Annotated in this window: 22 protein-coding genes and 1 pseudogene; 13 read left to right on the top strand and 10 right to left on the bottom strand. The window is 61.6% G+C overall.

Features of this window, described 5'->3' with window-relative positions; all coding sequences use genetic code 11:
* Positions 1–38 precede the first annotated feature (38 nt).
* The 10 genes and pseudogenes from FE851_RS15990 to FE851_RS15945 all read left to right on the top strand — a co-directional run bounded on the left by FE851_RS15990 (position 39) and on the right by FE851_RS15945 (position 9,999).
* Positions 39–1,889 (top strand): catalase, encoded by a 1,851-nt coding sequence (locus tag FE851_RS15990; RefSeq protein ID WP_409994506.1) that lies wholly within the window; start codon positions 39–41, stop codon positions 1,887–1,889.
* Between the two features lie 77 nt (positions 1,890–1,966).
* Positions 1,967–3,121 carry a glycosyltransferase family 4 protein gene (locus FE851_RS15985; protein WP_145204591.1) on the top strand — a complete coding sequence of 385 codons (1,155 nt, stop codon included), beginning with the start codon at positions 1,967–1,969 and terminating at the stop codon, positions 3,119–3,121.
* A 10-nt stretch (positions 3,122–3,131) separates the two neighbouring features.
* Positions 3,132–4,049, top strand: coding sequence for a glycosyltransferase (locus FE851_RS15980; RefSeq protein WP_186378864.1), 918 nt, complete (start codon positions 3,132–3,134; stop codon positions 4,047–4,049).
* Positions 4,046–5,089, top strand: a complete 1,044-nt coding sequence (locus tag FE851_RS15975; RefSeq protein ID WP_145204587.1) for a glycosyltransferase — start codon at positions 4,046–4,048, stop codon at positions 5,087–5,089. The genes FE851_RS15980 and FE851_RS15975 overlap by 4 nt, the downstream gene beginning before the upstream one ends.
* Complete coding sequence (locus tag FE851_RS15970; protein ID WP_145204585.1) at positions 5,086–6,201, top strand: acyl-CoA dehydrogenase family protein; 1,116 nt, start codon at positions 5,086–5,088, stop codon at positions 6,199–6,201. Before FE851_RS15975 ends, FE851_RS15970 begins: the two co-directional genes overlap by 4 nt.
* Entirely contained in the window at positions 6,174–6,875 is a 702-nt protein-coding gene (locus FE851_RS15965) for a PIG-L deacetylase family protein (RefSeq protein ID WP_261371005.1), read from the top strand. The genes FE851_RS15970 and FE851_RS15965 overlap by 28 nt, the downstream gene beginning before the upstream one ends.
* Positions 6,872–7,462, top strand: a complete 591-nt coding sequence (locus FE851_RS15960; protein WP_145204582.1) for an SAM-dependent methyltransferase — start codon at positions 6,872–6,874, stop codon at positions 7,460–7,462. The genes FE851_RS15965 and FE851_RS15960 overlap by 4 nt, the downstream gene beginning before the upstream one ends.
* Complete coding sequence (locus FE851_RS15955; protein WP_261371004.1) at positions 7,459–8,310, top strand: glycosyltransferase family 2 protein; 852 nt, start codon at positions 7,459–7,461, stop codon at positions 8,308–8,310. The genes FE851_RS15960 and FE851_RS15955 overlap by 4 nt, the downstream gene beginning before the upstream one ends.
* 341 nt (positions 8,311–8,651) lie before the next feature.
* Positions 8,652–9,106: pseudogene (locus tag FE851_RS15950) on the top strand (MaoC family dehydratase).
* Positions 9,103–9,999: an HpcH/HpaI aldolase/citrate lyase family protein gene (locus FE851_RS15945; RefSeq protein WP_145204576.1), complete on the top strand. Its 897-nt coding sequence runs from the start codon at positions 9,103–9,105 to the stop codon at positions 9,997–9,999. The pseudogene FE851_RS15950 and the gene FE851_RS15945 overlap by 4 nt, the downstream one beginning before the upstream one ends.
* 241 nt (positions 10,000–10,240) lie before the next feature.
* Here the strand turns inward: FE851_RS15945 and FE851_RS15940 are convergent, their stop codons facing one another.
* Positions 10,241–11,062, bottom strand: coding sequence for a phosphotransferase family protein (locus FE851_RS15940; protein WP_017183444.1), 822 nt, complete (start codon positions 11,060–11,062; stop codon positions 10,241–10,243).
* 130 nt (positions 11,063–11,192) lie between these two features.
* On the opposite strand from FE851_RS15940, the gene FE851_RS26215 reads away from it, so the two are divergent.
* Both FE851_RS26215 and FE851_RS15935 read left to right on the top strand, forming a co-directional pair.
* Positions 11,193–11,366: a hypothetical protein gene (locus FE851_RS26215; RefSeq protein WP_017183445.1), complete on the top strand. Its 174-nt coding sequence runs from the start codon at positions 11,193–11,195 to the stop codon at positions 11,364–11,366.
* Positions 11,367–11,525: 159 nt separating this feature from the next.
* Positions 11,526–12,758: an FAD-dependent oxidoreductase gene (locus FE851_RS15935; RefSeq protein WP_145204573.1), complete on the top strand. Its 1,233-nt coding sequence runs from the start codon at positions 11,526–11,528 to the stop codon at positions 12,756–12,758.
* A 186-nt stretch (positions 12,759–12,944) separates the two neighbouring features.
* On the opposite strand, the gene speD is transcribed toward FE851_RS15935, so the two are convergent.
* From speD to FE851_RS15900, 8 genes are read right to left on the bottom strand one after another with little or no spacing between them, the layout of a single operon-like run.
* Positions 12,945–13,343: an adenosylmethionine decarboxylase gene (speD, locus tag FE851_RS15930; protein ID WP_145204570.1), complete on the bottom strand. Its 399-nt coding sequence runs from the start codon at positions 13,341–13,343 to the stop codon at positions 12,945–12,947.
* Positions 13,340–14,950 (bottom strand): NAD(P)-binding protein, encoded by a 1,611-nt coding sequence (locus FE851_RS15925; RefSeq protein ID WP_145204567.1) that lies wholly within the window; start codon positions 14,948–14,950, stop codon positions 13,340–13,342. The genes speD and FE851_RS15925 overlap by 4 nt, the downstream gene beginning before the upstream one ends.
* The gene (locus tag FE851_RS15920; RefSeq protein ID WP_145204564.1) at positions 14,940–16,475 is read right to left on the bottom strand and encodes a polyamine aminopropyltransferase; all 1,536 of its coding nucleotides are present in this window, start codon (positions 16,473–16,475) and stop codon (positions 14,940–14,942) included. Before FE851_RS15920 ends, FE851_RS15925 begins: the two co-directional genes overlap by 11 nt.
* Complete coding sequence (locus FE851_RS15915; RefSeq protein ID WP_017180981.1) at positions 16,468–16,680, bottom strand: DUF350 domain-containing protein; 213 nt, start codon at positions 16,678–16,680, stop codon at positions 16,468–16,470. Before FE851_RS15915 ends, FE851_RS15920 begins: the two co-directional genes overlap by 8 nt.
* A 9-nt stretch (positions 16,681–16,689) precedes the next feature.
* Complete coding sequence (locus tag FE851_RS26210; RefSeq protein ID WP_165418786.1) at positions 16,690–16,836, bottom strand: hypothetical protein; 147 nt, start codon at positions 16,834–16,836, stop codon at positions 16,690–16,692.
* Positions 16,833–18,173, bottom strand: a complete 1,341-nt coding sequence (locus FE851_RS15910; protein WP_145204561.1) for a DUF4178 domain-containing protein — start codon at positions 18,171–18,173, stop codon at positions 16,833–16,835. The genes FE851_RS26210 and FE851_RS15910 overlap by 4 nt, the downstream gene beginning before the upstream one ends.
* Positions 18,166–18,834, bottom strand: coding sequence for a DUF4178 domain-containing protein (locus FE851_RS15905; protein ID WP_145204558.1), 669 nt, complete (start codon positions 18,832–18,834; stop codon positions 18,166–18,168). The genes FE851_RS15910 and FE851_RS15905 overlap by 8 nt, the downstream gene beginning before the upstream one ends.
* A 6-nt stretch (positions 18,835–18,840) precedes the next feature.
* Positions 18,841–19,830 carry an SPFH domain-containing protein gene (locus FE851_RS15900; RefSeq protein ID WP_145204555.1) on the bottom strand — a complete coding sequence of 330 codons (990 nt, stop codon included), beginning with the start codon at positions 19,828–19,830 and terminating at the stop codon, positions 18,841–18,843.
* Positions 19,831–20,012: 182 nt separating this feature from the next.
* On the opposite strand from FE851_RS15900, the gene FE851_RS15895 reads away from it, so the two are divergent.
* The gene (locus tag FE851_RS15895; protein WP_261371003.1) at positions 20,013–22,157 is read left to right on the top strand and encodes a DUF3857 domain-containing protein; all 2,145 of its coding nucleotides are present in this window, start codon (positions 20,013–20,015) and stop codon (positions 22,155–22,157) included.
* A 117-nt stretch (positions 22,158–22,274) separates the two neighbouring features.
* On the opposite strand, the gene FE851_RS26520 is transcribed toward FE851_RS15895, so the two are convergent.
* Positions 22,275–22,565, bottom strand: coding sequence for a hypothetical protein (locus tag FE851_RS26520; protein ID WP_261371002.1), 291 nt, complete (start codon positions 22,563–22,565; stop codon positions 22,275–22,277).
* Positions 22,566–22,601: the final 36 nt, after the last annotated feature.

Here is a 22,601-nt window from a genome sequence, read left to right as displayed (position 1 = left end):
GTGCGCACGGCTATTTCCTGTCTCTTATACACATCTAGATGTGTATAAGAGACAGATCCTTAAGCGACGTCACCCGCGCGGATGTCCTCCCGCGGATCGGCGAACGCATGCCCGCTTTCGTGCGCTTCTCCACGGTCGCAGGGGCCAAAGGCTCCGCCGATCAGGCCCGCGACGTGCGCGGCGTTGCCGTGAAGCTCTACACGCAGGAAGGCAATTGGGACATTGTCGGCAATAATATCCCTGTCTTCTTCATACAGGACGCGATCAAATTCCCCGATTTGATCCACGCCGCCAAGCCGGAGCCGGACCGAGACTTTCCGCAGGCGCAGACTGCACATGACAATTTCTGGGACTTTATCAGCCTGACGCCCGAAAGCTTCCATATGGTGATGTGGACGATGTCGGACCGCGCTATTCCGCGTTCGCTGCGCACAATGGAGGGCTTTGGCGTCCACACCTTCCGCCTCGTCAATGCGGATGGCAAATCGACCTTCGTCAAATTCCACTGGAAGCCCAAGCAGGGCCTGCAATCGGTCATGTGGAACGAGGCGGTCAAGATTAACGGCGCTGATCCTGACTTCCATCGTCGCGACCTGTGGGACGCGATCAACGCCGGGGACTTTCCCGAATGGGAGCTAGGCGTTCAACTGTTTGACGATGCGTTTGCCGACAGCTTCGACTTCGACGTGCTGGATGCAACCAAGCTGATTCCGGAAGAATTGGTGCCTGTCCGCATCGTTGGGCGTTTGGTTCTGGACCGGGTCGTCGACAATTTCTTTGCCGAAACGGAACAGGTCGCCTTCATGACCCAGAATGTACCGCCGGGCATCGATTTCAGTAACGACCCGCTGCTCCAGGGCCGCAATTTTTCCTATCTTGATACTCAGATCAAGCGTCTGGGCAGCACCAACTTCACCCATTTGCCGATCAACGCACCCAAATGCCCGATGGCCCATTTCCAGCAGGATGGGCATATGGCGATGCGCAATCCCAAGGGGCGCGCCAATTATGAGCCCAATAGCTGGGGGGCGGCGCAGGGCGGTCCGCGCGAAGACCCGGTGCGTGGCTTTAACAGTTTCACGCAGGAGGCCGATGGCTCCAAACAGCGGGTCCGTTCAGAAAGCTTCGCCGATCATTACAGCCAGGCGCGACAATTCTTTACCAGCCAGACGCCGATCGAGCAGAAGCATATCGGCGACGCTATCGTGTTTGAACTGAGCAAGGTCGAACGTCCCGACATTCGCTCACGAACCGTCTCGCACCTGATCAACATCGACGCTACTCTGGCGCAAACTGTTGCTGACGGGCTTGGTCTTGCCTTGCCCGACCCGGCAAAGGCTGCGCGACCCACCATGATGGACCTGCCGACGTCTGATGCACTGAGCATCCTCAAAAACGGGCCGGACAGTTTCAAGGGGCGCAAGCTGGGCATCCTCCTGACCGACGGCGCTGATGCTGTCGTCTTTAATGCGCTGGTAAAGGCGGTCGACAAGGAGGGTGCGGTTTACGAGGTTGTCGCGCCCAAGATCGGCGGCGTGACCCTGTCGGATGGCACAGCGGTTCCGGCCAAACAGAAGATAGACGGGGGTCCCTCCGTTCTGTTCGACGCCATTGCCGTGGTGGCGTCACAGGAAGGCGCTGCGCTGCTAGCCATGGACGCGGCCGCCAAGGATTTCGTCACGGATGCCTTTGCGCATTGCAAATATATCGGTCTGACGGCTGAGGCGCAGGCCTTGCTTGAAAAGGCAGGGATAGCCGATGATCTGGACGAAGCCTGCCTGCCGCTGGCGACAGCGAAGGATGCCCGGTCATTCCTGACCGCTTGCCGGGCGTTGCGCTACTGGTCGCGCGAACTGACGGTCGATCTGGACGCCCAGCCCGACGCCTGATCGCGGATCTCTACGAAAATCAACGGGGCGATGGCTTCACGCCATCCCCAATCACGCGCGCGAGAGGATGACACTCTATGCGGATCGGCATCATCGCCCATCTCAAACATCCGATAGCCGAGCCCTTTGCCGGTGGATTGGAAATGCACACGCATCTGCTGGCAAGGTCGTTGAGGGATCGAGGCCATGCAGTGACTCTGTTCGCTTCATCTCGATCGCAGCCGGGGATAAATCTGGAAGCGATCTGCGCCGAAACCGCCATACAAACGGTGGGTACGACCGAAGCCAGCGACGTGCCCTTCTTTCGCGAACATCATGCCTATCTCAGTCTCATGACCGGTTTGCGCCATCGCGACTTCGACATCATCCATAATAATTCGCTCCACTATCTGCCTGTAGCTATGGCCGACAGCCTGCCCATGCCGATGGTGACGACGTTGCACACGCCGCCCTTCTGCTGGCTGGAAAGTGGTATCCGCCTATGTACAGCGCGCAGCCACAGTTTCGTCGCCGTGTCGCGCTCGGTTGCCGCTCTCTGGAACCACGTCACACATAGCGACGCAGTGATATGGAACGGCATCGACCTGCAAAAATTTGCTTTCCATCCTCAGCCCGCCGCCGATCCCTATCTGGTCTGGTATGGCCGCATCGTCCCGGAGAAGGGATTGCATCTGGCGATCGAAGCTGCCCGGCGCATTGGCCTTCCGCTGAAGATTGCAGGGCCAATCCTCGACGATGATTATTACCGGACACAGATTGCACCGGCGCTGAGTCAGGATGTCGCTCATGTCGGACATCTGACTCACGAGCAACTCGCCCACCTCGTTGGCGGCGCGCGCACCTTCCTCTGCACACCCATGTGGGATGAACCTTATGGCTTGGTCGTTGCCGAAGCGCTCGCCTGCGGCGTGCCGGTCGCGGCCTTTGCGCGCGGTGCGATCCCTGAAATATTGGATCCCAAATGCGGGGTCCTTGCAATCCCGGATGATGTGGTTTCGCTCGCCAACGCCGCGCTGGAGGCATTGGCGCTGGACCGCAGCGCGTGTCGAACCAGAGCGGAACAGATGTGCGATGCCGACCGCATGGTCGATAATTATGAGGCGCTATATCTGCGTCAAATTGCGAGGGCGGCTCCAACTGTCTGCAGCGAAAAAACTGCGTCCATCCATCTGATGCCCTCGACGCGCCTGCCCCATTCGGCATCAAGCGCTAGTTCGGCCTTCCTTGGCTGACGAGAGCGCCATGACGCTGTGCGTCTGCGTCGCTGCGCGGAATGAGTCGGCACGCCTGCCGATATTGCTCGATGCGCTTGCGATGCAGGACTGGCCCGATCCGATCCCGGTTTCGATAGCCATCAACAACAGTAGCGACAATAGCCGCGCTGTTGTCGAGGCCGCCCGCCAGCGTCACGCCGGGCGGCTCAATATATGCATAACCGAACATATCTTCGCGCCGGACCTTGCCCACGCCGGATCAGCCCGGCGGCTGGCAATGGACAAAGGCCTCGACCTTCTGCCTGCACTGGACAATACGGCTCTCGTCAGTACGGACGCTGACAGCCGCCCTCCGACCGACTGGCTGCGCAATATCGCCGCTGCCTTTTCGCGTGGCGCCGATATGGTGGGCGGCCGGATCGACATAGATGGCGCAGAACCCCTGCCACCTCAAGTGCAGCGCTTGCGCATGGCATGGGACCGGTATTGGGCCAACGTCCGTACCATCGAGGATATGATCGATCCTCTGCCCTGGGACCCCGCGCCCCGCCATGGTGATCATACCGGCGCTTCGCTCGCCATTCGCGCTGCGCTTTATCTCGCCTGCGGCGGTGTTCCCGCAATCGCGAGCGGAGAGGACCGCGCGCTCGTAATGGCAGCGCTCGCCCAGGGCGGGCGGCTTGTCCATCCCGTCACGGTCTCCACACGGGTCTCGCCACGGCTGGATGGACGCGCGGACGGCGGCATGGCGGCCGGGATGCAGACATTGTTCGCGAGCGCCCAAAAAAACATCTCACCCATGGCGCCAGCCTTCACCCATTGGCACGAACGCGCGCACTGGCGCAGGCAATTGCGTATGCAGCCCGATGGCGCTGCTTTGATCGCGTTGCAAGAACCCCTGCTGCCCCCGATGCCGCATGACATGGTGCTGGAACTCCAGCCATGACCCATCGCCCTATCGGCTACTATGTTCATCATCATGGCGCCGGCCATCGCGCGCGGGCGGAGGCGATCGCCGCCGCCATCGACTGGCCTGTCGTCCTAATAGGTACGGGGCTGGGCACGGCAGGGATTGACCTGTGCGATGACCGCCCCCTTTCTGGCAGCTTCGACGGTGTGGATGAGACGGCTTCACGCCCCGCTGCCTTGCACTACGCGCCTCTGGACCATGAAGGCGTGCGGTCGCGCGTGGCCCAGATCGCCCAATGGATCGCAACCGCGCGCCCTGCATTGCTGGTGGTCGATGTTTCGGTTGAAGTGGCGATGCTGGCCCGCCTCGCATCGGTCACCACCATCTATGTGCGACTTAACGGCGATCGCAGTGACGTAGCCCATCTTGACGCTTTCAGGGGCGCGACAGCGCTGCTTGCGCCGTTTCATCGCGAATTGGAAATGCCATCGACGCCCCTGTGGATCAGGAACAAGAGCCGTTATCTTCCCGGCATTACGCCAGCCACACCGGATCATCTTCCCGAGGATGACAGGATACTCGTGGTGATCGGTCGGGGCGGCCCGCCGGGCGATGGCCCAGCGATCGCGCAAGCGGCCCGTGCCTGCCCAAATATGCAATGGCGGGTGATCGGGCCGGTAACTGCAACGGCCGATCCACCCACAAATCTCGATCTGGCTGGATGGGTCAACGATCCGACGCAGGAAATCGCCCGCGCGGGGCTGATAATTGGCGCTGCAGGAGACGGTTTGGTGAGTGCGGTTCTTGCTGCCAACCGTCCTTTCCTCTGTATCCCCGAGGACCGCCCATTTAACGAGCAGTTGGCTACAGCGCTCGGGCTGTGTCGGCTGAACGCCGCAGTCGTACTGGAAACATGGCCGTCTCCCGACCAGTGGCCCGGCTTAATCCGCCAGGCAAAAATGCTCCCGTTGCAATGCCGCAAGCGTCTGCATGATCGCGATGGCGTAGATATGGCGGCTCGCTGGCTTGCGGGAATGGCCGCGGCTGCTGTTCAAGAACTGGACCCTGTCGCATGACCCTATCCCACCATACCCGTTCCAGTATCGACAGCCCGATCGCGCGCGCGGAAGCGATCACCCCCACCCTTGTCGCGCTTGGCAGCCGCTATGATGCCGCACCAGTCTTTCCGGTCGAGAGCCTGAAGGCTCTGGTCGCAGCTGATATCCATCGCACGTTCGCTCCCATCGAAAGCGGCGGCGAAGCCTTTGAGGACGCCGCCGCCCGCAACCAGTGTCTGATGCGCATCCTGCGGATCGTCGGTCGCGCAGACCTTAGCGTCGGACGGCTCTATGAAGGCCATGTCAACGCACTCGCATTGTTCGACTGGTTTGGTTCTGCTGCTCAAAAGGCCGAATTGGGCCGAAAACTTGATCAGGGCGCCTTTTACGGTGTGTGGGCCACCGAGCCGCCGCCGGGCGTGCAGCTATGCCAATCCATACTGCGGGGCGGCAAGTCTTTCGCGACAGGCGCAGGCGGTCTTGCCTATGCCATCATCACCGCGCAGCCCGAACAGGGCGAGCGGCAACTGGTCGTCGTTCGTGCCGACGAACCCGCCCGGACAGACCTGTCGCAATGGCGGGTCAGGGGTATGCGGGCTACTGGCAGCGGCCTCTATGACCTGACGGGCATGGCGATCGATCCATCTCACCTGCTGGGCCGGTCCGGCGACTATGACCGCGAACCGCGCTTCACCACGGGCGCCTGGCGCTTTACTGCCGTGCAACTGGGTGGGATCGAGGCGCTGCTGACGCAAACGCGGCTCGCCATGTCTGATGCAGCGCGCGCCGATCCGCTGCAACGCGCCAAATTCGCCGACGCTGTTGCTGCGGCCCGCACCGCCTATCTTTGGGTCCGCGAATGCGCACTCCGGGCTGCGCACGACGATCCCGATGGTCCCGCTTTCGCCCGCATGACGCGCGGCATTGTTGAGCGTGCAGGTCTGGACGTGATGGAGTTGGCGACGCGCATCATCGGCACGCGCAGCGCGATGGACGGCGAAAGGATCGATAAAATCATCCGCGACCTCAGCCTCTATCTGCGACAGGGCGGACCTGACTATGCCCGCGATCAGGCCGCGCTCGCCTGGCTGGACCATGACGCATGGGGCGCGGAGGACGCCTTGTGGTAGGTCTCTCGCTATCTGCGAAGCCGTGGCGAACGCTGCGTTGGCTGGTTCTTGCGCCCCATCCCGATGATGAGACGCTGGGGGCTGGCGCGCTTATTGCTCAGACGGCGAAGTCGGGGCGGCTGGCGGGCCTTGTCTATCTCACCGACGGGTCTGGTTCGCATGAGACAATGCCGGGCAGGTCGGGGAAATTGGTAAGCAGCCGAAAGCGCGAAGCCGCCACCGCCTTTCACCGCCTGACGGGCAACCGCAATCAACCGCCGGTGCATCTCGACTGGCAGGACGCCTCCCCCGTCCCGCCAGGAGATCCTGCTTTCGACCGCGCCGCGCGACGGCTGACCGCACTGTGCCGACGCTGGCAGGTCGATGCTCTGGCCGTCACTGCCCGTCACGAACCCCATTGCGACCATGAAGCCGCTGCACAACTGGCCCATGCAGTGGGAAAGCGGAGCAAGGGCAGGCTGGTAATTGCCGAATATGTCGTCTGGGCTCTGCCGCCGACCTCCTCCAGCTATCGCGAATTGCGCACCGCGCCCATGCTGCGCGGAGAGCGCCGCCATGCCCTGGCCGCGCACCGCAGCCAGCTTACCGCGTCCCACGGTCCCGGCTTTCGGCTGCCTGCTACGCGTCGTGCCATGCCCGCCAGGGACATCCTTTACCTGCGGAGAGCCTCATGACACGGCGCAAGGCCAGCCTGGATCAGGATTATTTCGAGACGATGTTTCGTTCGACCGACGATCCCTGGGATCTGGAAAGCAGCGCTTATGAGCGGGATAAATATGCCCACAGCATCCGTTCGCTGGGCGGGCGCACCTATGGACTGGGTTTTGAGATTGGCTGCGCAAAGGGCGTACTGACGCAGTCATTGGCGCCCCATTGCAATGCATTGTTAGCGATCGACATCAGTGAAACCGCGCTCAAGGCCGCGCGCGAGCGCTGTGCCGCGTTTGATCACGTCTCCTTTGGCCAAATGGCTTTTCCCGGACAGGCGCCGGTGGGCGGGGTCTTCGACCTCATCATCCTGTCCGAAGTCGCCTATTATTGGGATGATGACGACATCGGCCGTGCCGCGCGGTGGATCACCGGCCATGTGGCGCCCGGCGGCGACATATTGCTGGTCCACTGGACTGGAGACACCGACTATCCCCAGAGCGGGGATGATGCGGTGCATAAAATTCAGGCTGCGCTTGCCCCAGCCATCACCGAGATCACGGCGCAGCGGACTGCCAAGTATCGTCTTGATCTATGGCGCGTCTGCGCATGACCTTGAGCGTACTCACGATCGTCAAGAACCGGTCGGCGCATCTGGCGCAACTGATCGAAGGTCTGCGCCGCAGCACGCATTGCCCCGACGAACTCATCATCGTCGACATGGCCAGCAATCCGCCGATCCATGCCGAACAGGCGCGATTTCCAATTCATGTCCTACGTCTTGATGGCCCGGGACTGCCGCTCGCGGCAGCGCGGAACGCCGCCGCGCGGGCGGCCAAAGGGGACAAGCTGTTGTTTCTGGACGTCGACTGCATCCCGATGCGCGCACTAACAGCGGCCATCACGCAATGCCTGAACGACCATGACGCGCTGATCTGCGCCGACATACGCTATCTTGGCCCTGACGATGCCCGTGGCGAATGGGAGGAAGCGGATCTTCTTCCGCGGGCGCATGGACATCCTGTTCGACACTTTCCTGCAAACGGTCTCCGTCAGGAGGATAATGCTGGTCTTTTCTGGTCGTTGGCATTCGGCCTGCATCGCCAGAGATTTTTTGATCTGGGCGGGTTTGACGAAGCGTTTACCGGCTACGGCGGCGAGGATACCGACTTCGGCTTCCGCGCGCGGGAGGCAGGCTTACCGCTGCTGTTCATGGGCGGTACTGGTGCCTTTCACCAATATCACGACGTTTTCGAACCCCCGCTTCAGCATCTGAACGACATTGTCCGCAACGCCAACCTCTTTTGGAAGCGCTGGAATATTTGGCCGATGGAAGGATGGCTCGACGCCTTCGAGACAGCCGGTTTGATCTTACGGTCCGGGCACGGGATTCATGTGCTTCGTCAACCAAGCGCCATCGAAATTGAGCATGCGCGAATGTTGCAGCCCGTTTCGCCCTGACAGAAAGGGACAGAAACATGTGCCGCAGGCGTAGCGCGGATCATGTTGCCGCGCCGGTCTATTCCTCGCGACATGACAACGAGGGGACGCGGATTTGTGCGCTTCAGCGTCAACTAGGTTCGATTTGTATTTCCGAAGCTGACGATCGCGAATGTCCACCGAGCCAAAGGTCGCTGCCGACCGCAGCCGACTTGACCCGCTCTCTTGTAGTCACCAATGCGCCCCCTTGGGGCCAATCGACGCCGGGCGGGGGGGCAAAATGTCGCCAGCTCCGGTTATCGGGGCATGACAGCAAGGCGTTGGACTGGTAGTTCAGACAGAGATAGCAAAGAGTGTAGCTGATGGCTGGCGTGTGGTTTGACGAAATGACGGTTGGGCAAATATTCGAGCACCCCATCCGCCGTACCGTGACGGAAACGGACAATGTGCTGTTCACCGCGATGACACACAATCCTGCCAGCTGCATCTGGACGAGGAATATATGCGCGACACCGATTTTGGTCAGCGCATCGTCAACAGCGCCTTCACATTGGGCCTGATGGTCGGCATTTCGGTCGGCGATACGACGCTGGGCACGGCGGTTGCCAATCTGGGCTGGGACGAGGTCCGCTTTCCCAAACCGCTGTTTCACGGCGACACCATCCATGTCGTCAGCGAAGTCATCGAACTGCGCGAAAGCAAGTCGCGGCCCAATGCCGGCATCGTCACCTTCCGGCATCAGGCCTTCAATCAGCATGGTGAGTTGGTCGCGAGTTGCAAGCGCTCCGGCCTCCAGTTGAAGAGGCCACAGGGATGACCGCACCGATCCGTTCCTTTCTGTTCATTCCCGGCGACAGCGAGAAGAAGCTGGGAAAGGCCGATGGCACAGGCGCCGATGCGCTGATCCTTGATCTGGAGGATTCTGTTGCACCGCCCAACAAAGCGCGCGCGAGAGAGATGGTGACTGCCTTTCTCATGGCACGCCCGCGCGAGCAGCGAACGTCGCAATTGTGGGTCCGGGTCAACCCGCTCGACACCGACCTGCTGCTGGGTGATCTGGCGGCAGTCGTCGCTGGCGCGCCGGACGGGATCATGCTGCCAAAGGCTAATGGGCCGGACGATGTGCGCACGGTTTCGCTTTTCCTTGATGCGCTGGAAGTCCAGGCGGGCGTTGACGCGACCAGCATCAGGATTTTGCCGGTCGCCACCGAGACCGCGATCGCACCGTTCCGTCTTGGCGACTATGCTGCAGCCAATCTGGCGCGGCTGGCCGGTCTCACCTGGGGGGCTGAAGATCTGAGCGCCGCGGTGGGTGCAAGCACCAATCTGGACGTCAGCGGCGAATGGGCACTGACATATAAGCTGGTCCGTTCGCTGACATTGCTCGGCGCACATGCAGCAGGCGTGGCGGCGATCGATACCTTGTTCGTCGATTTCCGCGACGAGAACGGCTTGCGCGCGTCCTGCCGCGCAGCACGGGCAGAAGGATGGAGCGGCCGTATCGCCATTCATCCCGCACAGGTCGCGCCGATCAACGAAAGCTTCATGCCAACGGATGCGGAGGTTGAGCATGCCCGCCGGGTCGTCGCGGCCTTTGAGGCGGCCGATGGCGCGGGGACGGTCGGCCTGGATGGCAAGATGCTCGACATCCCCCATCTCAAGCAGGCCAACAATGTGCTGGCTCAGATTGCCGCCTACGCGCGTCGCTGATCTGTCTGCCATAGACGGATCGCCGGGCGCTTCGATCTTCAAGCCTCCCGATAGCGGCATATCGTAGGATAGACCGCCAGTGACGGTAAGGGCCTCGTGATCGAGAATGTCGCTCGGTATCCAAGGCACTTTGCGTCGTGACATACCGGCCTCCCCTTGTTGCCCATTATGCCTCGCTGCACAGGATATTTCTGACCGTCCCGTTCGGATTGAGCCCAAAGAACGGCGTTTGATTTCATAGTCACAATTGGTGCAGACGGCCAATTCCATTATTTCGCAGCGCGACATCCAGATAGTGATGAAATGCTGGCGTTCTTCCCGCGTCGCGGGACCGCAACCACGCCAGCGCCACGACGGGTCGCCAAAGCGCCAAGTCAGGGGGTGAAACAGCCCCCATTGCCATGTAACTTTTGCGCAATCGCCTCGCTGCCCAGTCCCGCCACAGATTAGTCACCCAATCGGTAGGCCCGATGCCGAACCGCATCAGCATCTCGGATCGCACCGCATCGGCCGCCGGATGGCCCGACGCTGCCTTCGACCAGTCAATCACCCTCATGCCCTGTGGCGTCATCATGACATTACTAAGGTGAAAGTCGCCATGGATTAGCGCGTGTCCTTCAGGTAGAGTATTCAGATAGGCAATGGCAGCCCGTTGCAGCGCGACGGGCGCAGGGCCATGCGAGATGTCTGTAGCCAATACTTGTTTGAGTGGGCGCAACGCCCCTCCACTCTTCTGATGCATGGCGGCATGCATGGCCCCCATCCGATCCAGTGCCCACCCTGCCCGAAATGGCTTGCGGCGAATCCAGTCCATCAATGTCCCGCCTTCAAGCCGTGGATAAACGATGCCGCGCCGCCCGTCCCAAACCCACTGCCCGATCGCTGCCGCAGTAGGCACGCCGCAACCCTCTGCATAGGAGGATGCACCGGATTCCCGCGCAATCATCTCATCCGATACGCCTTCACGAAACAATTTGAGTACATGGCCATTTCCAAGGTCGAGCAGTTGCGCACTCTCGCCTCCGGCAATCAATCGTTGCGGTTCGCCAAACGGCGCAGACATGCTTGTTGGACCATCCATATCCCCTATTCCTTACGGTAAACCGCCCGCTATTCTACCATAAATGGCGATGGTGCGTTGGAGCAAAGTCGAACGCGCTAACGAGCGGGCGTGATTCAAAGGCGAACAACTGGTGTTGTTCACGACGCGCAAGGGCGCGAAGGCGAGCGATCTTCAGTCATGGGGGCGCTCAAATGGTATCACCGAACTGGCCATTCCCCGTGACATTCGCGAAGTGGACGCGCTCCCGGTGCTCGGCACAGGCAAGCTGGATTATGTAACGATGGGGGGATTGGCAGCGGCATGACGCGCGTCATCTTGCTCGTTGGCAGGTGGTGAAATTCGGCATGTATCACTGGATGCCGGTTCAGTTTCGCCGAATATTCTGAGCGCGCTCCCCCGTTCCCCAATATAGATTCCCGGCCATCCTCTTGGAACGGCCTGCCTGCTCGTCTAGACGGTGGTCATGCGGGGTCTGAACATCGCGATCGCAGGCTGCGGGCCGTGTGGACTGGCGGCGGCGCTGCTGCTGCATCGGGCGGGCCATCAGGTCACCCTTTTCGAGCGTTTCGACACGCCTCGCCCGATCGGGTCGGGCCTGATGATCCAGCCCACAGGCATGGCGGTTCTTGACCAGTTGGGGTTGCTGGACGACGTGTTGCGGCGCGGATCACGCATCGACCGGCTGTTCGGCAAGGCGGGGGACCGGGTCGTCCTTGACGTCCATTATGCCGCGCTGCGCCACCGCGCTATGTTTGGCATCGGCATCCATCGCGCCAGCCTGTTTGCGATATTGCATGAGGCGGTCCAGCGAGCGGGGATCACCGTCCATACCGGGCGCACGCTCGTGGACAGCGAACCGGTCGGTGCGCAACGTGCGTTGCGCTTTGCCGATGGCGAAACCAGCATCCCCTATGATCTTGTGGTCGATGCGCTGGGCACGCGCACGCCACTGGCGCCGCCGACCGGCCGGGAACTGGCCTATGGCGCACTCTGGGCCAGCCTCGACCTGCCGCAGGACGCGCGCTTCGATCCTCATGCCCTTGCACAGCGCTATGACCGCGCCAGCATCATGGCGGGCGTCTTGCCGATCGGCATCCCGCCGGGCGCGGCGGCGCCAAAGGCCGCCTTCTTCTGGTCGTTGCGCGCCGATCGGCTGGGCGACTGGCAGCAGGCCGGACTGGCACCGTGGAAGGCTCGCGTTACCGCGCTCTGGCCCGCATGTGCGCCGTTGCTCGACCAGATTGATGATCCCGACCAGTTGACCTTCGCCCGCTACGCGCACCGTACCCTGCGGTCACCGGCTGAGCGGGCATTGGTCCATATCGGCGACGCCTGGCATTCCGCCAGTCCCCAACTGGGCCAGGGCGCCAACATGGCCCTGCTCGATGCCTGGGCGCTAGCCAAAGGTCTGGCGGACGCGAACGGGGTGGATGAGGGGGTTCGTCTCGGCATCAAGCTGCGGCGACGCCATGTCCTGACCTACCAGTGGCTCACCGCCTTGTTCACGCCCGTCTATCAATCGGACAGTCGTTTGCTGCCCTTGATCCGCGATCGTTTTGTCGGCCCGCTGTCCAAATTTTGGCCCGCTACCAGCATACAGGCCGCGATGGTGAGTGGACTGGTCGCCGATCCGCTTGGGCCGCTGGGGCTGGAAAGTGCGCTCCATATGCCTGCGCCAGAATCGGTGGTCGCGTGAGTACAAATCCCGCCAGCGAGCACGGCCCGATCATCGTCTTCGACGCCATGTGCGTGCTATGCTCCGCCAATGCCGCCTTCGTGATGCGGCACGACCGGGCTCACGCCGCTGGCCCTGGATCGCAGCCAAATCGCAACCGCGCTGAACAAGCATGAACCAGATATAGTGGCCGCTCAAAAATCAATTTCAGCGTTCCAGTTTCTGACCGTCCGTTTCTCGCGCCAGCTCGGAAATATCACCCCGGCGTACTAGATTTTGACTTATGCGGGTAGGCGACAAATATCGACATAGCACATGAAGTGCCGCTGCCGGATCATGGCGCGCGCCGCACAGGAAAATGTCGACGGCGGCATAGCCATGTTCCGGCCAGGTGTGGATCGACATGTGGGATTCTGCGAGCAGGGCGACGCCGGTGACGCCCTGTCCTTCACCGAAATGATGGAGGTGAAGGCCGATCACTGTCGCCCCGGCGCTGTCCGCCGCGCCGCGCAGGGCGGCGTCGATCAGAGCGACATCGTCCAGCACGGGACATCCATAAAGGTCCGCCAACAGGTGTCGGCCATCATAGGTCATGGGCGGAATCATAGTAGCGTCTCATGCGGATGGCCGATCGAGGATAGCGCCGCTTCCGCCGCGGCCATGCCACGATAATGGGCTTCCTCGAACAGCGACAGCCCGCTCAGGTCCGAATGGGCACGGAAGAAGGGCGGCAGGATAGCCGCGCGTTGCCGCGGCGCGACATCCCACAGGAAACCTGGCGTCGGCCGGACCATGGCGTGACCCCACTTCCAGAGGTCGATCGACCGGATCGCGCCGTTCAGGTCCGGATTCATCCCAAGCAAATCGTCACGCACCAGCCGCCGCCAATCCACATCGGACCGGTCGACCAGCAAGCGGCGGGCGGACGCGGGCGGCATGTCGGACAGGGCCATATACCAAGTCAGCACCGTAGGCCCCGTGTGCGAGTCGCTCTGGTGGGTGGCGACGACATAGCCGAGCGAAGCGCTGCTGGCCGATACATTATCCCAGGCAAGCGCGCTGCCCTTCCCCTCCGGCGCGCGATCGACGGTGACGTTGGCAATCAGCCAGGGGGCATAGCTGTAGGCTGCATCGGGCTTCTCGCCCAGCAGGCGGGTGGCGATGAAATGCGGCATGGCAAGGATCACGGCGTCAGCACGATAACGGATGCTGCTGCCCTGCTGCGCATCGAACACATCAACCATCGCTCCCTTCTCGTCACGCCGGGCACGAAAGGCGACCTGCCCCGTCGTGATGCGATCCCCCAATCGATCAGCGATCAAGCTCGTCAGGCGGCTATTGCCTTCAGGCCAGGTCAGTTCATTGTCGCCCGAACCATCCGCAGTGAAGCCACGCCGGCTCGCAAAATAATGAATGCCGGCCCAGGCGGAGACGTCGGCTGGTTCAGTGCCGTAATCGTCACGGCAGGCGTAACGAACATGCGCGCGCAGCACAGAGGAGGTCCAGCCCTGCTGGTCGAGCCACTGCGCGAAGCTCATCCGATCGAGCGCAAGCAGATCGGCATCCCTTGCGCTATAGGCGATGGGAATGGCGAAGGCAGGCCGCCCTTCCGTATCGCGGCGACGGGAAAAGTCGGCCATGGTGCGGTTGAAGGCGGCAAGGTCGGCTTCGTCCTTGGAAGACAGGCCGGTTCGGGGTACCAGCCCCTCCTGCCATTTCCCCTGCCAGAGCAGCCGCTCCTGCAAATCGGCGCAGAGTTGCAGCGGGTCATAGACCGGCTTGCCATCCCGCTCGCCCACGATCACCCCCATTTGTCGCAGCATATGGCGCAGCCCGCGCGCTTCCTCGTTGGGAATGGGTAGGTAATGCGCGCCCAAGGGATAAGCTGACACGGCATTGCGACCGCCACGGGCATTGCCGCCAGGCTGGTCTTCGAGTTCGATCAGGCGGAAATCGTCGAAGCCGGCCTCACGCAATCGCCAGCCCGCCGACAGCCCCGCTACGCCACCGCCAGCGATCAGGAGCGGCACGCGCTCTTCGCGCACCGGTTCGGGGAAGGCGCCATCGCGCAGGCGGTGGCCAAGCGCCATGTCCGCTCCCCCGCTGCTGCCCGAAGTCGGCGTTTCACAGGCTGGCAGCGCAAGCACAGTGGCAGCCGCCATCCCGCCCTTGAGGATGGCGCGCCTGCTTGGGCCGCCCGCGTCAGCCTTCATAGCGCGCCCATTCCTCGGCAAAGCTGCGCACCAATGCCTGATTGTCCAGACGGTTCACCGGCACCGGGCGGCGCGTCATGTCGGGCGGAAAAACCAATGCCTGCCGGGCTGTCGCATCCGACAAAAATCGATTGCCAGGCAGCAGGCGCGTCGTCGTGCCAGGATCGACCACCCCGGCCAGGATGAAGCCCCATTCGCCGAAGCTGGGCACATAGACATGATAGGGTCTGGTCTGGAAACTGGCGGCCTCCAGCGTCTGCGCCACCGTCCAGAAAGCGGCGGGCGCGACCAGCGGCGACGTGCTCTGGACCACTGCCATGCCGCCGGGCGCCAGATGCGGGCGCAACATACGGTAGAAGGTTTCGGTATAGAGCTTGCCCACCGAGAAATCGACCGGATCGGGGAAGTCGACGATGATGACATCGAAGCGTGCCTTCGTCTCGCGTACCCACCGGAAAGCATCAGCGTTGACGACATGCATACGCTTGTCGGTCAGCGCATCGCCGTTCAGCGCGCGCAGCAGGCCGGTTTGGCTGAACAGGCGGGTCATGGCGGGATCAAGGTCGACCAATGTGACATGCCGCACGCCGGGATGGCGGAACACCTCGCGCGCGGCCAGCCCGTCGCCCCCGCCCAGGATCAGTACATTGGCCGGGCGTGCTACACGGCCCATTGCCGGATGAACCAGCGCTTCATGATAGCGATATTCGTCGCGTGAGGAAAATTGGAGGTTGCCGTTGAGGTATAGGCGGATGTCATCGTCGTGTCGGGTCAGCACCAGCCGCTGATAGGGGCTGGACGTCGCGTAAATCACGCGCTCCCCATAAGCGGCGATTTCCGACCAGCGCTGGATTCGCTCGGCCGTCAGCAAGCCTGCGATCAGGCTCATCATCACGACCAACGCCAGAATGCGTTCCCGCATCAGGCTGGCGCGTGATGGTACTAGAAGCAACAGGAGCAGCGCGACACCGACATTGAGCAGGCCGAACATGAGCCCGGTTCGGATCAGTCCCAGATGTGGCACCAGCAGGAGCGGAAACAGCAATGAAGCAGCCAGTGCGCCGACATAGTCGAAGGTCAGCACGTTCGACACCGTCTCGCTGAAATCGAACCGGTCGCGCAGGATGCGCATCAGCAGCGGAATCTCCAGACCCACCAGAAAGCCGATGACAAAGACAAGGCCATAGAGGATCGGGCGAAACTGCTCCACCAGCGGGAAAAGCAGGAACAACCCCGCTGCCGACCAGCCACCCACCAGCGCCACCAATATCTCGACCCGGATGAACAGGCGCAGCTCGTCGCGCTTGACATAGCGTGAGCACCAACTGCCCACTCCCATGGCGAACAGATAGGTGCCTATGATGATCGAAAATTGCGTGACGCTGTCGCCCAGCAGATAGCTGGCGATCGTCCCGGCAAGCAGTTCGTAGATGAGGCCGCAGGTCGCGACAGCGAACACGCTGGCCAGCAGCAACCCGACCAGCGCGGTGCGCCTGCGCTCGGTCGGTGCCGATGCGTCAGCCATGAATAGCGGCAGCTACGATGATACCCAGGGCAATGGCGATGGCGCCAGCGAACTGGGCAACGGCGACATTCTGCTTGTCCCTTATCTCCTCCCACAGCTTGCCCGGCGTCAGCAGGTCCAGAAGGACGAAGCCGGCGACGAAAACGAGCATACCGATCCCGGCATAAACCAACGAATTGAGCAAGGTCGGCAGAGCGATGATCATCGACGTCTCCTATTTATGGGTGGGGCCGTAGGCGCGGGCGGCGCCGGCAGTGCGTCCGCCGTCGGCGAAGGGCGAATAGCCCTGCGACGCGGCAGTCAGATAAAGACCCAATACGCCCAGGCACCAAAGGGCGTAGAGGAAGCTGCTGCGGCTCATGGCGCTTCCATCCCCCGCAACCAGTCGTCGGCATCGGCGGGTGAACCGTCCTTCTGCGCCAGCCGGGCATTTTCGAACAAGATGTGAAGGACCAGCATGAACAATGGCGGTAACAGGATCATCAGCACAGCCAGCCAGAAATTGGACGCGAAGCGAGCGCCGCGCGCCACCGTCAGATTGACCTCGATCGGGGGCTGGCCTTCGGTCTTGTAGGTACTGCTCGACGCGTCAAAGGTCCAATTGCCCGAACTGCCCCAATGATGCGCCTGCGCATCGACGACGAGATCGTAAGTTCCAGCAGGCAGACTCGCAACCTTCAAGGTCTGCGACCGCGCCCCTTCGGACCAATAGCCGTCCGAATCCCGGCCCGAATAATGCTCGTTCAGAGCATAGGCGTCATAGCTGTCCTGCGCCTTACGATTGACGAAGGCGACGTCGATATCGACCCAGCCTTGCTCCACACCGGGTGTCATCGCCTCGACCGTCATCGCCTGTTTGCCGAGCGGCAGCACGATTGGGCCGAATGTCTGCGACACTGTGGGGCCGTCGGGCGTCACCGACAGGCTGAACATTTGCGGTTGCATGGTCCTGCCGAACAAGGTCAGCAAAACCAGCAGCGCCACGAAAGACAGGGCAGCGATCAGCCACCAGCCCTTGATCCGCCGGGCGTAGGGCGAAGGCTGGTGCGCCAGCGGCGTCATACCCGGTATCCAGACGGGCGGCGGATCGACATCGAATGCCGCCCGTATCTCCCGCCCGGTCAACAGTTCGCTGATCGTCCAGCTATTCTCCCGATCATCCTGTTCCAGGCTGAGCATGAAGCCGGGGCGTACATAGTCGCTTGCGCGCACTTCCTCGCCCGGCTTCACCCGCCAGTAGAATTCGCCCGCCACCCGCGTCACGCGCGCAGTTGTGACGCTGTAAAAGGGGGTGAAGCGTCGACCAGCGACGACCCGGTCCGGCCCGTCGCGCTGCGGCGCGGCGGTCAGCATCGCGCCCAGGCTCCACTGGCCATTCTGCGCGATCAGCCAACGATAGCCAGCGTAGGGATTGAACAGCAGATATTCGTCCCAGATCGCCCAGCCGTCCGACCGTTGCAGCCAGCCGATCGCTTCCCATTCCACGCCGCGCAACGTGCCGCGCGTGCCGAGCGGGATCGCAAGCGAAGCCTGCATTTCATTGTAGCGGGTGATGATCCGCGCCGACGGATCAGTCGCGTCGATCAGCGAGCCGCAATATTCGCAGGCCAGCGTGACCGTATAGCCGGCCGCGCGAAGGGCGATCCTCCCGCCGCAGGCCGGGCATGACAGGGCGCGGACGCTGTCCTCCTCAGCCATAAGCGGGCAGGCTCCAGCCGGGAAGCGGACGCAGGTTACGCGGTTGCAGCGAGGCCAGGTTCACATGATGGCCGACATAGAGGGAGGGTCCATGCCGATCCTTCTGGAAGGAGGCGCAGCGCCCATCGCGATTGCGAAAATCGACGCTCAGCGCTTCCCAGCCGATGGGCGCGGTGAAGGGCAGTTCGCCTTCGCAGCCGATGCAGCGTACGGTGCGGATATCGGCGACCTCATAGGAATGTCCGGCGATATTGCCGCTTTCGCCCGGTTTGACAGGGGTATCGTTCATCAGGCGGCGGATGACCTGCGCCAACGATCCCGTCAGTTCTACCTCGCGCAGCGCCATGAATTGGCCCATAGCCTCCCCAAGCCAGGCGTGACTGCCGTCAGCCAGCAGCATCAGCCATTCGTTCCAGGCACCATCGTCCCAGGCCCAGCGCACCCGACCGATGATCTGGAAATTCTGATCGAAACAGCGCCCTTCCGTCCCGATCTGGATCGGGCTGATATCGAACGGCAGGACGCCAGCCTCCCCCATCCCCTGCGCGCCCTGATTGTAACGCACCACGAGCGTGCGACAATAGTCGCACACCCGAACGGGCAGCGCCGGCGAGCGGAAGGCAACCTCCGCGCCGCAAGTGGGACAGGTGATCAACTGCATCGGGTGCTATCGAATACGGCCCAGCAGTTCCGCCTTCTTCGTATCGAATTCGGCTTGGGTCAGCGCGCCCATATCCAGCAGCTTGTGCAGCTTTTCGATCAGCGCGAACGGGTCTTCGGCCGGCGCCGAGGGCGCGCTCGCTGTGCCGCCCAAGGCGCCGGTCATCGCCTGGCCGATGGCCAGCCCGGCCGCAGCGCCGGCACCGACCCCGGCCACGCCACCAGACTGAGCGGCGGCCGTCTCGATTGCTTCGGCTGCCTGGAATTTGGCGTAGCGGTCAAGATCGCCCAGCACGCGCATCGAACTGGCCTTGTCGAGATGTTTCTGTACCTCTTCGGGAAGGGACAGGCTCTCTACAAAGAAGCTTTCGACCGACAGCCCCCATTGGGCGAAGGCCGGCGTGACCGCGGCCTTGAGCGCTTCGGACAAAGCGGTCTGGCTGGCTGCCAGATCCAGGAAAGCAGTGCCGCCGCCGGCCACCCCCGTCGCAAGCGCAGTCTGGATCGCGGCACGCAGTTGCGGCTCGATATCCGCCACCTTCACCTCGCCCAGCGTGCCCATGATGCGCGAGGCAAAGGGTGCTACCTCTTTGATACGGAAGCTGTAACTGCCAAAGGCGCGGACGCGCAGCGGCCCCAGTTCGGGATCGCGTAGCGTCACCGGCTGCGCCGTGCCCCATTTCAGGCCGATCTGCTCCTTTTCGGAGAAGAAATAGACGTCCGACTTGAAGGGCGACTTGAAACCCTTGTCCCAGTTCATGATGGCCGTCATCAGTGGCAGGGTAGATGTGTCGAGCGTGTAAAGGCCGGGACCGAACATATCCGCGATCCGCCCTTCGTTGAAGAAGGCGGCGATCTGCCCCTCCCGCACCGTCAGTTGCGCGCCATTCTGGATTTCCCGGTCGGCGAGCGGAACGCGCCAGCCGAGCTGTCCCGGCTCTTCCACCCAGTCGATGACATCCACAAACTGTTTCGACAGAAAATCCAATATACCCATGTCGCTCCCCTACGCTGGTCGCCAGCTTAGAATAGCAGGCCCACGGGACAAGCGAAATTGCGGCATGCGAGACTTATGACCCTTTTCTGATCTTGTCCGAGGTCGCGATCCGGTTCGGCTTGCAACCCCTTTGGCGCCGTTTGACGCCTTACGTCCTGCTCTCAACGGCGGACGAGAGGTCGATGCCCACGTTGCCGAAGAGCCTTGGATATTCAGCCGCGATTGTAAGGGCCATCAAACACTTGCTTAAACCGCAGCCGCAGACATTATGGCGCAAATCTCAGGGGGATGTTGTGCGGTTCACGATTTCTGTTTGCTTGGCGAGCCTGCTTGCCGGATCCACCGCTTATGCAGCGAACAGTAAGATTCAAACTGGGCCTGCGCCCAAATGGGCTGTCCAGTCGGAGCCTATGCCTGTTCCTGCCGACGCTGCAGGCGCGGTTTTCATCCGCCGTCAGGACACTGAGGTTCATCTCGATGACAAAGGGCAACTGCTCTACAACGGCTATCGCATAAAGATCCTGCATCCCAACGCGCTTCAGCTCGGCAATCTGTCGCTGGCATGGAATCCAGCGGCTGGTTCGCCTGTCGTCCACGCAATAAAGATCCATCGCGAAGGTCAGGTCATCGACTTATTGAAGACGGCTTCGTTCGAGATTCTGCGTCGAGAAGACCAGCTTGAAGCGGCAAGGCTGGATGGCAATCTGACCGCCGTTTTGCGTGTGCCCGATCTCAGGGTCGGGGATGAAATCGAATTCGGCGCAACGCTCCCTGCGAGTGATCCCACGTTGGGGAAGGACGATGCCGGCCTGCTTCTCCTTGCCGCCGATCCGGCGCCGGGCCGATACCATCTTCGTCTAAGTTGGGAGGAAAAAAACAAGCCCGCCATCAAGATGACCAACGATATGATGACGGTGGCTGAACAGGGTCCGAATGCCATCGATTATCGGTTCGACAATCCTGGCGTCCTGGCGCCGCCCAAGGATGCGCCCCCTCGTTATCAATGGCAGCGGGTCGTCGAGTATAGCAGTTTCAGCGACTGGCAGGGCATATCGCGCCTTTTTGCGCCGCTATTTGCCAATGCGTCGAGTCTGAACGCCAACTCCTCACTCAAGCAGGAGGCCGCCCGCATCGCCGCGGCCCATGCGAAGCCGCTCGACCGCGCTGCGGCCGCCCTGAAAATGGTGCAGCAGGATGTCCGCTATATTTATGTCGGGCTGAATGGCGGCAATCTGACACCGGCAGGAGCCGATGAGACATGGCAACGCCGTTACGGCGATTGCAAGGCCAAGACCGCTCTGCTGTTGGCATTGCTGCGTGAGCTAGGCGTCGAAGCCGAGCCGGTCCTCGTCAATAATAGTGGTACTGATGATGGCATGGATCAGCGGCTGCCCAGCCCACGCATGTTCGATCACGTGCTGGTACGGGCGCGCATCGATGGAAAGAGCTATTGGCTTGATGGCACGATGCCTGCCGTTGTCCCACCTACGCAAGAACCGGTCATTTCCTATCAATGGGTTCTGCCTTTGACCAGGCAGGGAGGTGGTCTTGAGCGGCTTGGCTGGGCACCTGCTTCGCGACCGAATGAGATCACGCTATTCGAAATCGACGCGCGTGCTGGCTTCGACAAGCCCGCACGCATTACCAATACAACCATCAAGCGCGGAATCGAAGGCTTGCAGCAGGAGGTGCAATTTTCTGTAGCGACGCCCACGCAACTGCTCAGCGCGTTTCGTCAGAATGCGATCGGAAATACATGGCAGACCATCGAGGATGTTCAGTGGCGCTATGATGCGAAGGCGCAGGCCAGCATATTGACCGTCGTCGGCACAGGCGCCGTCGACTGGGACGATGACGGCGATGGAGTAAAATCGCTGGCGCTGCCGGGTGGTGGCTTCAACCCGCCAGAAAAGCGAATACGCGCGAAAGAGCAGGATCAGGCGCTGCCATTCTACAACAAGCCGGATTTTAGCTGTCACGTCACCACAGTCCGCCTGCCATCCACGACAAGGGCGGAACAGTGGTCGCACAAGGATGATATTAATAACCGGATGTTTGGCCGCGCATATTACCGTGCATTCGACATATATGACGGCTCGTTGCGCATGATCCGTGGATCGAGAACCGAACAAACGGAAGTCGATGCTTCCAAAGCGCAGCGTGACAATGGCCGCATCGCTGCGTTTGATAACAGCATGGCATGGATAACCTACAATCCGAGCGGCAAAAACACGGATGCTCAGGCACGCAGTAGAGTGCCTACAACCACCGAGATCGATTGGACTGGTGACAATGTGCCCTGCCTGGCATCTGGCCCGGATCGGTGAAAGCGGCGTTGGGTCAGCAGCGGCTGCGGGCGGGCGGACCCGACCCTCTGGAGGCGTTTAGCGGCAAATTCCTTTCATCGGGATCAGACGGTCTGCTAGCGCCCAAGCGACAGAATATTAGCCCTCATGCTCGCCCTGTGCATCAGCGCGCTGTAATTGCGTTGTCTTACATCGACCCCGATCATAGCTGCCGACTGTCCGGATAATCTCGCCCTGCTTCGGTTCGACGCGATGGCCTCCCACGATTCCCGCGAGCACCCGCACAATCAGTTGGTCGAGCCGGGTCACGACATAGCAGTCGATATTCGGCTCGGCATGTCCGTTGCCGATACCACTATCGTCGGTAAGGAAAATATAGCGGTGCTGCAACAACTCGGGGGAGTTGATATCATTGCGTATGATCGGCATCGGCAGGCGGCTAATTGGCGCTTGGGTGGGCGCATT

The organism is Sphingobium sp. B2 (genome assembly GCF_007693735.1).
GTDB lineage: Bacteria > Pseudomonadota > Alphaproteobacteria > Sphingomonadales > Sphingomonadaceae > Sphingobium > Sphingobium xenophagum.
The sequence above is the reverse complement of the archived record's forward strand: the minus strand, read 5'-3'. Positions and strand labels throughout refer to the sequence as shown.